Here is a 13,131-nt window from a genome sequence, read left to right on the forward strand (position 1 = left end):
TTCCTCTCAAAAGCATTATTTGGCAACACCCAAAAACACTATTTTACAATCCCCAATACAAAACCATCATAACCTTTACTCCCAACAGTCTGAATGGCCGTTGCATCAATCTTCGGTTCCTCAGCCAACAGATCGTAAAACTGTCTTACACCCTGAACACGGGGATCTTGACTGTTCTCATTGATGACCTCGCCTTCACGAATGACATTATCCCCAATAATGACAGTCCCCGGATGAGAAAAATGAAGTGCCCATTTTAAATAGTTGGGATTATTAGGTTTGTCGGCATCAATAAATATCAAATCAAAAGGTTCCACGCCTTCATCGTCCATCTGAGCCAATTGATCCAATGCATCTCCTACTCGGACCTCTACACGGTCACTCAACTGAGCAAGGGATATATTCGCCGTCGCCACACGGGCATGAACCGGGTCGAGCTCCAATGTCACTAATTGCCCGCCGGAAGGCAGTGCTCTCGCCAGCCATATTGTACTGTACCCCCCCAATGTCCCGATCTCCAGGATTCGTTTGGCACCTTGCAGTTGAGCTAATAAGTTCAATAACTTACCTTGATTGGGTGTAACATCGTACGCGGGCAGCTTTGCTTGTTGATTTGCTAACAACACATTTTCCAGCACTGCGTCATAGGGAACTAGACGTTCCGTAATATACTGGTCCACTTTTTCCCATGTGCTCGTTTGATTCATTCTTCTCATTCCTCCTCTTTGCTACTTACCTTCTAGCTCCATTGTAAGCCAGTTATAATCATAATAATAATATATATTTTCAGTGTATTTATACTTATAATATATGAATACAAAGCAAAGGGAGTAATGAAGATGAATTTACATGCATTGCGTTTATTTCATTCGATTGCAACTACCGGAAGTGTGACGCGCGCTTCAGAATTATTAAATATAAGCCAGCCAGCGATAACTGCTCAAATAAAAAAATTCGAGAAAGAATTGATGCTCCCGCTGCTTAAACCATTAGGAAGAGGAATCGCGCTAACGGATGCCGGCGAAGAACTTGCTTTACTTGCAAAAAGACTTTTCGCAGTTGAACAGCAAATCGAACAATTCGCTCACAATTACCGCAACGGTACGAACGGATCTATTCGATTAGCCGCAACCTATTTGCCCGCTCACTTCCTCATACCCACTTGGATAGCAAAATTTAAGCAGCAATATGACCAAGTCGAAATGATCATTACCACAACTAACTCAAATGATGCCCTGCAACAACTCTTACAGGTAGAGGTTGATATCGCGATTTACGGGGGGATCGCAGAGACATATCCGGATACCGTTCTGACGGAAGAATTGTTTCAGGACGAGTTATGGTTTGTCGTTGCTCCCAATCACAAATATGCGAATCAGCAAGTTCCTCTGTCCGAAATGATGAAAGAACCTTTTGTCATGCGTGAGGAAGGCAGTTCAACGCGGGAGAGATTGTTATCCTTATGCCGCACATACAATTCCTCCGTTCCCACCATTTCACTGCAGTTTAACGGATTGCACGAAGCTATTACTGCTGTTATTGCCGGATATGGGGCAACCTTCGTCTCATCCTTGGTTGTGCGTGAATATGTTGAACGTGGAGAGCTGTCCCGCGTTTATGTCGAAGGAATCCATCTAAAAAATACAATCGCCATTTGCACACGGAAAAATGAAATCTTACCCGCTTCCACGAGAAATTTTATCCAGATGATCCGGCAAAATCCTTATAACAAATCATTCTTGTAATCGGCAAGCACTTCATCGATTGCGCGCCGGGAAATCCCCGCTAGTACAGGGTTTGTATCTAAGTAGTAGGCGAGAGCGATTAGCCCGAAGGACAGTGCCCATCCGCCGCCTCGCAACCAAGTCGCATCATCGATCGGCAGAGCTGCGCGGAAGAGATTACGTCCTTGTGCGGTGAGAAGCGTCCACGCGACCATCAAGTCGCATGCGGGATCACCTACGCCCAAGGTTCCGAAGTCGATGACAGCACTGAGCCTGCCTTGTTCGACCAGCACGTTTCCCGGATGGAGATCACCGTGAAGCCAGACCGGCTTGCCGTGCCACACTGGTGCCTGCAAAGCGGCCTCCCACACAGCGGTTGCTGCGTCGGCGTCCACAATGCTGTGAAGCGTTGTGATGGCAGCACGAACGGAGGCATCGCGCGCAGCCAGAGGCACGCCACGCCCAGAGTTGTGCGGCCCGGGGGCCGGCCCTCCGGCGGAATCGATCCGCTGCATGGCGGTTATGAATTGAGCGAGCGCAGTCGCTGCATGGCCTTCATCTTCAACCCGCCTGACGGTTGCATTCTCGCCTCCGAGCCAGCGATACACAGACCAGTGCCAGGGATATCCATCAGCGGGCATCCCCAGCGCCAACGGAACTGGGATGGGGATCGGCAGCAGCGGAGCCAATCCAGGCAGCCACCGCTGCTCCTTCTCCACTTGCTCAATTGCCCATTCAGCGCGTGGCAATCGCACGGCCATCTCCTCGCCGAGCCGATAGATCGCATTGTCCGTTCCGGCGGAAATGACCGGCTCAATCGGAAGATCCGCCCATTGTGGAAATTGCGCAGAGATCAAACGTTTCACTAGCGTTAAGTTGATCTCTAACTCGTTTACTTGGTTCACTTGGAAACATCCTCCCACATTATAAAGATTACACAGTCAGTTAACATCAGTGTACCAATGATTCCCCTCTTTTATCTCAGTAAATAATATGTATAGCTGAATAATCCGGCTTTTTTGAGCGCTATCGATACCAAAAAAATGCCCAGAAACCTTGTCAGATCAAGGCTTCCCGGCATGTATGAATCATCCTTTAACTGATCCTGCTAAACCATTTACAAAATACTTCTGGAACGTCAGGTAGACCGCAAAAATAGGAATTATCGAAATTAGAACAGCTGCATTCAAAAGCGTATAGTCTGTCATATGCTCTCCACGAAACGCTAGCAGTCCTGTTGTAATCGTTTTCATACTATCTTTCGTAATAAAGATTTGAGCGAGCAAAAACTCATTCCACGTGGCCATAAAGTCAAAGATGACAAGAGTCGCGATCGCAGGCATGGCTAACGGAATAATAACCCTGAAAAATTTGCCCATATCCCCGCAACCGTCAATCAAAGCCGCCTCGTCCAACTCTTTGGGAATCGTTCTAAAAAAACCTCTAAGGATCAGAATACCAAATGGAATGCCGAAGCCTACATAAACTAGAATGATCCCCGGGTATGTGCTGACCAAATGGGTTTTGTTCAGAAAAATATTCAGCGGTACAAGCGTTGCCTGCATCGGAATCATCATACCTACTAGGAATAAGGTAAACATCGAGTTTCCCCATTTGAAATTCATTCTGGTCAGCGCAAAAGCCGCCAAAGCCTCGATTAAGATACCTAACGGCACTTTAATCAAACAAATGATGACCGTATTTTTCATATACATGCTCATTCTGCCTTGATTCCACGCTTTTAAAAAGTTGTCCCAATGAACTTTCTGCGGCAATGAGTAGACGGGGTGGCTCATCAAATCAGCATTCGATTTGAGAGAGGTGAAAGCGATAAACACAATCGGAATCAAGAAAAGAATAGCCAATACGATTAAAGCCGCATATTTCAACACGCCGGAAACCGGGTGAACACCTGTTTCATTCATCTTTTAGATCACCGTCCTTCCGCCTATTATAAATGGGATTTCTTCGTTGTATAGTACACGTACGGAATAATAACAATCATAACGACAAACACGAGGAACCATGAAATAGCCGATCCTATCCCAATATTTGCAAATTTGAATGTCTGGTAGTACATCCAAGAAGATAGCACTTGCGTACTTTCCGCAGGTCCCCCGCCAGTCATCGCGTAGATAATATCATATACTTTCATGGCCGCAATCATGGTCGTTGCGATTACAATCACGAATGTTTCCTGCAACATCGGGATAGTGATATAGAAGAATGATTGGTATGGCTTGGCTCCATCGATAATAGCCGCTTCATAGGGTTCTTGCGAAATTGTAGACAACCCTGCCAAGAACAGTACCATAGGCTGCCCCACTCCTTGCCACAAAGCCGCAATAAATACGGCGTACAAAGCAATCTTCGGCTCAGCTAACCAAGCATGTGTCCAGCTCTCAAGCCCAATCGCCTCTAATACTCTATTAATAAATCCTTGCGTAGGATTATATATCCAAGCCCACACCGTAGCGACTACGACACCGGAGAGTACATATGGAAAATAGAAGATAGCCCGGAAGAAGGTTCGTCCCTTTATTTTTTTATTTAGTAGCAGCGCAAGCGATAATCCAAAGCTCAATGTTATGACCAGGGAACCGAACATCCACTGCAGATTGTTTTTCAAAGCTCTTGGAAATACGGTATCCTTCGTGAATAAATCGATATAATTATCCAAGCCGACAAAATCCTTATGCGGCGCAACCCCATTCCAACTAAAAAAGCTAAGAAATAGTGTATATAGAGACGGCACGAAAATGACAGTTAAATAAATGATTAACGCTGGCAGCAGAAACAGCCATGGTTTCATGACTCTGTATCCCATCGTAGTCCTCCTTTCGGAAGCGGCTGGAGCGATCAAATGGATTGATCGCTCCGGCCAAGTCCTTCTATGTTTATTAAGCTCAATGGATGAAGCTCATCCTTTACTTCTTCTTGCTTTTATAATCTGAAGCCGCTTTATCGATTTCTTGAGCAGCCTGCTGAGGGGTCCACTCCCCGAGAGCGATATGATCCTGCGCTTCAAATACTTTCTGAATCACTTGCTGCGGAAGAGCTTGATCCATGATTAAGAAAGCCCCTTCATTCGCGCTGTCTAACATCTCTTTTAAGTGAGGCGTCTTCTCTGATAATTTCGTATTGAGCGTAGCTGGTGAGCCATAATTTTCGATGTATTTATTCACGACATTAACGCTGGTCAAATATTCCCCCAGTTTCACTGCAGCATCCTGCTTCGCTTTTTCCGACGATCCATTGATTTGAAACATTTCAGCAAATACCGATGGTCTTACCGGCTTTTGTTCGCTCGGGAATTTGAACACACCAAACTGGTTCGCATCAAACCCATTGCTGTTAATATTTCGGTCAAACCATGTGCCTTCATTGATTAAACCGGCTTTTTGCTGGTAAAAGACGGAGTCTGCTTCCTGAGGATCAAGTGACACATAACCTTTCGGGAAGTAGCCTTTATCCGTATATTCCTTGAGTTTCTCGAACGTTTTGACAACAGCTGGATCGTTCCAGGATGCCGTCAGATTGCTTAATTTATCATGGAGCTCCGGACCGGCGAAATGCTCAAGAAGTGCTTCGGTCAAACGCATTGTATGCCAACCGCCCTTGCTCCCGAACGACAACGGGGTAACGCCGCTTCCCTTTAATGTTTGCAGCTGTGCCTCGAAGTCAGCGAACTTTGTAGGCGGCGTAAGTTTAGCTTTGTCGTAAACGCTCTTCGGATACCACATGCCGAGGACATTCAAATGGATCGGAATCCCGGACAATTTACCGCCGTAAGTGGACATGTCTAATGCTGCTTTGTTGTAGACTTCCGCATATTTATGATCTTTCGCGATTTGACTCAAATCAAGTGTTAGGCCGTTCTCGGGATAGAAGGAACCGAGTGTTCCGCCCCAGGTGAACCACATATCCGGCAGCGTCTTGGAATTGGCCGCCAGCTTTAAATTTTCCTTGATAGGATCGACGGAATATTTGCTGACTTGCACATCAATATTAGGATTTTCCTTTTTGAAGTCATCTACCGCATTTTGAATCCATTCCCAGCCGGTATCCAGTGTCCAGAGAGTGATACTGACCTTTTGCGTCGTCTTTTGACCGCTGTTTGCAGTTGTCGAAGCTGTCTCACCGCTGCCATTGCCTGAACTGCACCCAGCCATGATACCGCCAATAAGCATGGCACTCATCAATAAGGAAGCTGCTTTTTTCATCTATTATCCCCCTAAATGGATTCTATTTTCTTGAATATTAAAGCCAGGTAAGGCACAGCCGGCAGATCAACACGGCAGTCTCCTTCAAATTCTCCATCCAGCTGCGACACCGTCATATTCCACGTATCGATCAACGAAATTTCGAACCTCTTTCCTTCAGGAAGATTAAACGTTCGAAACGCTGGACGACTCTGCCCAAAGTACACCAGATAGAACTGTTGATCTATCCCTCCGGCAGCGGCATCCCACTTGAAATTGATCGGGGTTGCTCCGAGTTGAGGCATGTCCTTCATCAGATTCCGCAGAAACTGAATACGGTCCGGGCTTTGTCCGTGAAGCTCCCCTCCATGCGACCACCATATGATGTTGTCAGGATGTACATAAGTTTCTCCGTGTGTCACATAGCCGCCGAAAGCCATCCCTTTCCAGAAGCATTCTGTCATAGCTTCCGCCGTAATATTACCCCAGCCATGATTCAAGTTACCTTCATACCGGCATTCGTCAACGACAATCGGTTTACCGTACTGTTCACGCCATTCGGGCACAAAGTTCAAATCATGGTGCTGAATGCTGACATGTGTAACCCATGGTTTGTTATGGTCGTACCAATGCTCATTGCTTCTGTAATGAATCTCCGGATTGTGCCAATTGTGAATGGAGCGCAAGTGCTGATAGGCGTCACGATCTTGAATAATCTGGAAGAACCGATCCCAATCGCTCATCGATTTCTCGCGCATCAAGTCAAACTCGTTGGCAAGCGACCACCAAATATTTCGAAAGGAAGACAGTCTGGCAATGGCATATTGCAAGTACAAATCGTCCGTCTCCGGGCTCATTCGGGAAAATCCCCAGCGGTCATAAGGGTGAAATAAAATAAGATCCGCTTCAATTCCGAGATCTTGCAGCTGTTGAATACGCTGCTCCAGATGCTGCCAAAAGGCAGGTTCAAATGTATTGAAGTTCCAACCGTCATCCAAGGAACCTTCAAAAGGATATAATTCCGGTTCATTCAGGTTGTAATCATAATGCTTCGGAAACACACACATACGTATTTTATTGAATGGAGATTGGCGCAAGCTGGCGAGCGTTTGCTCCTCCAGATGCTCTCCTTGATGATTCCATACATAGCATGTTGTACCGAAGGGTTGATACGGAGTGCCATCCGCATAGGCAAAATGATAGGTGTTATCTACTCTGACCGGACCATGGTTGCCCTGTGCCGGTTCCACACAGTTCAAACGACCTGAGATCCCCTGTAATTCTGTCCTATTGCTAACGGTTTCAAAAGTCCACTTACCCAAAGTATCCGGCATGAAGCGTACGCAATATTCACCATCGCCGTCATAAAAGCCATCAACTTCTACCATCCGTTCCCCAGATTCGAATCGCGCAGCAAAGCGCACTTCCGTGAAGGGGTTGCCCATCATCTCTGGGCCTTTGCATCGAAATTCGAATCTTCCCCACTGTTCTGTTTCAAAAACATTTTTCAGCTGTTGCGTCATGAGAGTCAAGTCCTTTCGTCTTTTTCTTACTTCTTATTGTAAGGTTGTCGGACGACTCTCAGTAGTAGCCGGAACTGCACTTTACTTTTCAAATATGTCGCTTTATTTTCAGAAAACGGTGATAGGTATTTGTTAAATAGATGGTTTTTGACATTTCCTATGTTTTTTTGCTTACAGCTATATGTAAACAATAAAAATCCCTATCGCGCGTACTCCGCAAAGCAATAGGGGATGTTTTTATCATTGATTCCTATATTCCAGAGGGGGAATGCCGAAACGTTCTTTGAACAATTTACTGAAATAGTGCGGATTCATATAACCGATATCAGCAGCAATTTCATAGACTTTCTTATTCGTTTGACGAAGCAGTTTTTGGGCATACTCCAGCTTGTTGCGTATCACGTAATCGCTGAAATTTTCGCCAACTTCCTTCAGAAATACCCGGCTTAAGTAGCCTGAACTTACGTGAATATCTGCTGCAACTTTTATTAACGTAATATCCTCCAGTAAACACCTATCAACCATTTCCTTGGCCATCCGGACTATTAGATTGTCACTCTGTTCATTAACCGGAAGTCGAAGCAGCGACTCCATATAAGCTTTGGGCAGATCAGTAATATGCTCATAGGGCGAGCTTATAGAATAAACGATAGACACACTCAACAAATGAAGTAATTTCTGCCTAACCGATTCCAAATATTTGTTTTTCTCTACCTCTTTGATTGCTGCAGCACGCGGTGACGCCGGCGCAATCCAAATGATTTCACGGTAGTGGCGGTGAAAAACAACGCCTCCCCAATCTTTCGTGACGATTTCGTCGACCATATATTGAAGTGACAAAAACCGCAAATGCTCCGCATCGGAAGCATCTGTCATTGCATCCCCTCTTTTACGAATGACCGTCAACCAATAACCTTGCTTATCGTCGTAAGTCTCAAATTCGCTTATCAGCGGACTTTGAGGAAATGTATATACGTCTAAAAGTGACAGCAAATATTGATTTCTATCATCTTCCGTTACATATGGCGGTTTGGCAGTTTGTACGGTCTCCTCTAATGTAGATACAGTCTTACGAAGTACTTCTGCAATTTCATCTTCATCCATAGTCGGCTTATGCAAAAAATCGATGGCTCCAAGACGAATCGCTTCCTTAGCATATGAGAAATCATCATAACTGCTTAGAAAAATAATTTGAACGAGGGGATAACGCAGTTTAATTTGTCTGGCAAGCTCCAGGCCATCCATTCCGGGCATTCGTATATCCGTTACAACGAAATGAATCTCGCCAGTTTCCATGACTCTCAGTGCTTCTTCTCCGTTCGAGGCTTCTGCTTTCCAGAACACGCCTAGACTCTCCCAGTTCACCATATAACGGAGCCCCACCCGGACAATGGATTCATCTTCAACTACGAGCATATTCCACATCCTCGAACCCCTCCTTTCCAACAGGCTGGTACGGCAAATTTATAAGGACATGCGTAAACCCTTCCATACGTACCACTGTCAATCCGTACTCATCGCCGAAGCGAAGGCGGATTCGATCCCGGACATTGCGCAGCCCTATATGCGATGAGTCTTCATAGCTTGGATGTTCATCCAATTGCTTCAGGGATTCACCCTGAAAACCTATGCCATCGTCGCAAATCTCAATGATTAACGTATGGTCGCTTTCCCTGAGCTTGGCAGACACGGTAACATGCAGCATCCTTTCCAGACCGCTCGCGCCATGGAAAATCGCATTTTCCAGTAATGGCTGGAGAAGCATAGGCGGCACTGCCGCGTTCTGAATGTTACCCTCAATGTGCCAGTCCATCTCAAACACATTCGTATATCTCAAATCCATCAAGCAGGCATAATCTTTCAACAGCTTGATCTCGTCCTTTAAGGAGACCAGTTCCGCATCTAACTTCATATTCGCATGCAGCAGCTTATTCAGTGAATGAATGAGCTTCGCTATATGATTCGATTGCTGAAGAATGGCAAGCATCCTTATTGAGTTTAACGTATTATACAAAAAGTGGGGCTGGATCCGGGCTCGAAGCGCATATAGCTCCGAGTTCCTTTTTTGCCGTTCCTTTTCTTCAATCGATTGAATTAACTCGTCCAAGCGCAGCACCATTCTCCCGTAGCTATTCTGCAGTTGACCGATTTCGTCCCCGCGGTCCAGCGAACCCGGAACCGAGAATTTGCCCCGTTCCACTTCCCGCATGGAGCGAATCAGCTTGGAAATCGGCTTGGAGAGCCCTCTGGATAACAGCCACGATACCGCTGCTGCCGCAAAGCCCATGACAATGGCAATTGCAAACGTGTAATTACGAATGGCCCGGCTGCCTTGTAGCATTTCATCGCGGTTCACACCCATATATACTTTCCAGCCTAAATATTTGCTTTGCAGGTATACTCCGCTAAACGTTTTTCCGTTTGTATCCGCTGAAACTTTCGTTTCCCAGGCTCCGCTCTGCTGATTGACACCGATAGAGCGAAACCGCTCTGCCAGCTTTTCATCCGATGTATAGATCAGGTTCCGCTCTTGATCCATCACGGTTACTTGCACATCTTTGAGTTCCAGAGAATTAACGATATGCGTGATGAAATCCGGAAGTACATAAAATGCAATGACAGCAAGCGGTTGAGAGTCTTCATCCAGAATCAATCGAGAGACGATGATGGCATTGAAAGGATCTTTGAATTGCCTGATTTCTTTGATTCCCGTTACGACGAAGCCTCCTTTTTTCTCCATCACCTGTTTGTACCATGCTGATTCCCGTTCTTGATTTTCTGGATTGATCGTGGGGTTACCACTGACGAGATAACCGTTCTCCGAACCGTTCATTCCATATACCATTAATCCCTTAATCGAGGAATTAATCGACGGGTATGCGCTCATTAAACGTATTAACGTCTTTTGGGCATCTCTTTCAGCCGCCCCCCAACGGTCGGGCGTCATATATGGCTTATTCAAAAAGCTAAACGTTTCTGGTATAAAATAGGGCAGCATAGAAAAGCGGTCGAAGTCATTAATTTGACGTTCGATTGATGTATTCAGCTGAGCAAGAATGACGTTCAAATCCCGTTCCGTTTGATCATGAAGCATGACGGCCGATTTTTGGTATGCGGTTATGCCAATAAGCAGAGACGGGATAATGCTGAGAAGAAGGAACATGACGAACAATTTTGTCTGAAACCGGATGTTTCTCCATCTCGACATCACAACACCTCATCTTTATTCTTCTTGATGCAAGGATAAACAACTTCGTCGTCCTTTTAGGACGAGCGCGTTTGTCAAGGTAGAAGCGAAGCAAAAGTAAAAAACTTATACTTTCTCATCTACTAAAAAAAGCCCTTTTTTGAATAGGGCTTACTCCGACTGCCGCTCGAAAGCTTCCGTGCTTTTGCCAGAGAAATACGGGACCACTAATGCGCAGACAAGCGCCAGCAATATCAAAATAATAAACGCTCCTCCACGAATCTCCTTTACCGATAAAGCCAGTATAAGCAAAAGTATTCTGGACGCATTCAAAAAGCATTCCCGCCACAAGAATATACGAGCTTGCTGTATGGCTGTTTGCTTCGTAATAATTCTGAACTGCCTTGTGTTCCAAACCGTGCCAAAATAGAACATGCCGATTGTCGTTAAAATATTGGAAATGATGAGTATGGGCGCTTTAGGCAGCAGCGGCAGAAGAATGCCGACCGAAACAAAAATCATCCCGATGGCGAGCCAGATCCCCTCCCGTATCTTTAACCTTCTATATAACATCATAGCCCCGATGGCGAAGCAGGCATAAAGCACATTAAGCATTGCAATGACCAATTTGTCTTCCGACACTGAAAAGGTAAATACTAATGCAAACAACACTTGGAACTGCAAAAATATACCTGCTGCCAATAGAGACGGAACCATCCATCGCAAACCACTGGTGGAAAAAACGTGCCGAAATTGTATGCCCTGAAATAATCGCTCCGACTCGCCGGCAAGGGTAATCGACGGAATATAGAACGAAACGGTCAGCAGCAAAGCCACAAACAAAAACATCAATAAAAAGGAGCCTGAATAGCCAATCCATTTGATAATGAGCGCGAAAGCGATCGGATTAATGATGGAGACGAGCTGATTGATAATGTTGGCGATCGAGAAATATTGCTCGAAATCCTTCCCTTTTCCATACACGCTCAACGTAATATTCTGGGCTGCAGCATAAAATCCCCACATGATGCCGATGGGAATGGCAATAATGGTAATCCATAGCAGTCGATTATCCAGCTCCAGGACCGACAAAAGCAGGAAAACGACTCCGCCGCAGAACGCATTCGTACGAATCAAGACACGCGTCGTGTAGCTGGTTAGCAGTCTAGAACCAATCGCAAATGCAAATGTCCACGTAATGAACATGATGAGATTGAACCAAACCACCTCGGAGATATTGTTGTTCTTCTCCCAAATAAATAAATTGACGAAAATACCAATGTAGTTAAATATGACCGTTGATGCTGCATTCATGAGCAGCAATCGCTTCATTTGACCACTAATACGCATTTCTTTCAGCCGCCTTCACAAATCTGATAACCACGCCATTAAAATTCGATCACGGCTATTTGAATTCCTCTATTCAAAAGCATGACCGACGTCGTATCCTCCTGCTTGCTCGAGTGGGAACTATGATCCTCTATTTCCCAATGGCACAATCATTATATCACCTTCTACCCATTCATAGTGGTAAACTATTACACAAAGGGAGGAGGAGTAAGTATGACTGGTTTGCTCGATGCGGCATTACGAATATTGCATGTGGATAAGAAAGATATCGAAATGTTAGGAAGTGGATTCGAAAGTCTCGTTATTGAACGGAAAGACGGAATGATCTTTCGGATTGCTAAAACCGTAGAATGCGCCCAAAAATATACAATCGAGTTTAAGATATTACCTCAGATCCGTGAATGCCTAGAAATTGAGATACCGCTGCCTCTTTCATGTATGCACGATCCGTCTATCCATCCTTCAGGAATCATGAGTTATAAAAAATTGAAGGGGACCCCTCTTCATCCGGATTTGCTCACTTCCCAAAATCTAAAAGTTATCGCCAAACAACTTGCTGCATTTATCATTCATTTACATCAAATACCTATCCGCCCCTTAGTCAACCATTGTCCACAAGAATCAAATAATAAAGAATTCATTCAGAGATTACGTGAAGAAACTTTAGAAATATTAACCCGGGCTTTAACTGTAAAAGAGCTCCAGAAACTAGCTAGCTGGTGGGAGGAAGCCTTGGAGGATCATACGTTCTTTTCTCACCGTTTCGTTTTGTGCCATGGAGATTTGTGGTATGAAAATATTTTGGTCGATGATTCATGCACAAGGATAACGGGAATTATCGACTTTAGTCATATGGTGATTGGCGACCCTGCCAAAGATTTGGCAACACAACATTATCTGGGTAATGACTTTTATAATCAACTGCTAAGTGAGTATAAACACGCATTTCCAGAAGATTCTACGATTGAACATAGGGTCCAAAGACATCTAGAACTGCGTGAATTAGGTGGATTATTGCACGCTCTTAAACATGATACCTCCGAAATTGAAGATGCCATATCCAAAATAAGAGGCGTCATTTTTCAAATGCATTAGGCCGGAGTTTCCGATCCTGGGACACATGCAAAAAGACTGCTTCCCAGTTC

Annotated in this window: 11 protein-coding genes; 2 read left to right on the forward strand and 9 right to left on the reverse strand. The window is 45.0% G+C overall.

Annotated elements, in window-relative coordinates:
• Nucleotides 1-38 precede the first annotated feature (38 nt).
• Nucleotides 39-707, reverse strand: coding sequence for an O-methyltransferase (locus J2Z65_RS23030; RefSeq protein WP_167052471.1), 669 nt, complete (start codon nucleotides 705-707; stop codon nucleotides 39-41).
• Nucleotides 708-839: 132 nt separating this feature from the next.
• Here J2Z65_RS23030 and J2Z65_RS23035 point away from each other — a divergent pair, with 132 nt between their 5' ends.
• A complete protein-coding gene (locus J2Z65_RS23035; protein WP_167052469.1) occupies nucleotides 840-1,745 on the forward strand; it encodes a LysR family transcriptional regulator in 906 nt (301 codons plus the stop codon).
• Here the strand turns inward: J2Z65_RS23035 and J2Z65_RS23040 are convergent.
• From J2Z65_RS23040 to J2Z65_RS23075, 8 genes are all read right to left on the reverse strand, one after another.
• A complete protein-coding gene (locus J2Z65_RS23040; RefSeq protein ID WP_167052467.1) occupies nucleotides 1,724-2,629 on the reverse strand; it encodes a phosphotransferase in 906 nt (301 codons plus the stop codon). The genes J2Z65_RS23035 and J2Z65_RS23040 overlap by 22 nt on opposite strands.
• A gap of 183 nt (nucleotides 2,630-2,812) precedes the next feature.
• On the reverse strand, nucleotides 2,813-3,649 hold the full coding sequence (locus J2Z65_RS23045) for a carbohydrate ABC transporter permease (RefSeq protein WP_167052465.1): 837 nt from the start codon (nucleotides 3,647-3,649) through the stop codon (nucleotides 2,813-2,815).
• Between the two features lie 26 nt (nucleotides 3,650-3,675).
• Nucleotides 3,676-4,551: a carbohydrate ABC transporter permease gene (locus J2Z65_RS23050; RefSeq protein WP_167052463.1), complete on the reverse strand. Its 876-nt coding sequence runs from the start codon at nucleotides 4,549-4,551 to the stop codon at nucleotides 3,676-3,678.
• Nucleotides 4,552-4,651: 100 nt separating this feature from the next.
• Nucleotides 4,652-5,947, reverse strand: coding sequence for an ABC transporter substrate-binding protein (locus J2Z65_RS23055; protein ID WP_167052461.1), 1,296 nt, complete (start codon nucleotides 5,945-5,947; stop codon nucleotides 4,652-4,654).
• Nucleotides 5,948-5,958: 11 nt separating this feature from the next.
• Nucleotides 5,959-7,449, reverse strand: coding sequence for a DUF5605 domain-containing protein (locus J2Z65_RS23060; protein ID WP_167052459.1), 1,491 nt, complete (start codon nucleotides 7,447-7,449; stop codon nucleotides 5,959-5,961).
• Nucleotides 7,450-7,689: 240 nt separating this feature from the next.
• Nucleotides 7,690-8,874, reverse strand: a complete 1,185-nt coding sequence (locus J2Z65_RS23065) for a response regulator transcription factor (RefSeq protein ID WP_167052457.1) — start codon at nucleotides 8,872-8,874, stop codon at nucleotides 7,690-7,692.
• Nucleotides 8,852-10,657, reverse strand: coding sequence for a sensor histidine kinase (locus J2Z65_RS23070; protein WP_167052455.1), 1,806 nt, complete (start codon nucleotides 10,655-10,657; stop codon nucleotides 8,852-8,854). The genes J2Z65_RS23065 and J2Z65_RS23070 overlap by 23 nt, the downstream gene beginning before the upstream one ends.
• A 150-nt stretch (nucleotides 10,658-10,807) precedes the next feature.
• Entirely contained in the window at nucleotides 10,808-11,986 is a 1,179-nt protein-coding gene (locus J2Z65_RS23075; RefSeq protein WP_167052453.1) for an MFS transporter, read from the reverse strand.
• Between the two features lie 213 nt (nucleotides 11,987-12,199).
• Here J2Z65_RS23075 and J2Z65_RS23080 point away from each other — a divergent pair, with 213 nt between their 5' ends.
• Nucleotides 12,200-13,081 (forward strand): phosphotransferase family protein, encoded by an 882-nt coding sequence (locus tag J2Z65_RS23080; protein WP_167052451.1) that lies wholly within the window; start codon nucleotides 12,200-12,202, stop codon nucleotides 13,079-13,081.
• The last annotated feature ends 50 nt before the right edge of the window (nucleotides 13,082-13,131 follow it).

The sequence above is a fragment of the Paenibacillus aceris genome, from assembly GCF_017874035.1.
GTDB lineage: Bacteria > Bacillota > Bacilli > Paenibacillales > NBRC-103111 > Paenibacillus_E > Paenibacillus_E aceris.

Excerpts from the sequence above, each read along its gene's own strand:
- J2Z65_RS23080 (WP_167052451.1), top strand. The coding sequence starts at position 12,200 with ATGACTGGTTTGCTCGATGCGGCATTACGAATATTGCATGTGGATAAG.
- J2Z65_RS23030 (WP_167052471.1), bottom strand. The coding sequence starts at position 707 with ATGAATCAAACGAGCACATGGGAAAAAGTGGACCAGTATATTACGGAA.
- J2Z65_RS23055 (WP_167052461.1), bottom strand. The coding sequence starts at position 5,947 with ATGAAAAAAGCAGCTTCCTTATTGATGAGTGCCATGCTTATTGGCGGT.
- J2Z65_RS23075 (WP_167052453.1), bottom strand. The coding sequence starts at position 11,986 with ATGCGTATTAGTGGTCAAATGAAGCGATTGCTGCTCATGAATGCAGCA.
- J2Z65_RS23060 (WP_167052459.1), bottom strand. The coding sequence starts at position 7,449 with ATGACGCAACAGCTGAAAAATGTTTTTGAAACAGAACAGTGGGGAAGA.
- J2Z65_RS23070 (WP_167052455.1), bottom strand. The coding sequence starts at position 10,657 with ATGTCGAGATGGAGAAACATCCGGTTTCAGACAAAATTGTTCGTCATG.
- J2Z65_RS23035 (WP_167052469.1), top strand. The coding sequence starts at position 840 with ATGAATTTACATGCATTGCGTTTATTTCATTCGATTGCAACTACCGGA.
- J2Z65_RS23065 (WP_167052457.1), bottom strand. The coding sequence starts at position 8,874 with ATGTGGAATATGCTCGTAGTTGAAGATGAATCCATTGTCCGGGTGGGG.
- J2Z65_RS23045 (WP_167052465.1), bottom strand. The coding sequence starts at position 3,649 with ATGAATGAAACAGGTGTTCACCCGGTTTCCGGCGTGTTGAAATATGCG.
- J2Z65_RS23050 (WP_167052463.1), bottom strand. The coding sequence starts at position 4,551 with ATGGGATACAGAGTCATGAAACCATGGCTGTTTCTGCTGCCAGCGTTA.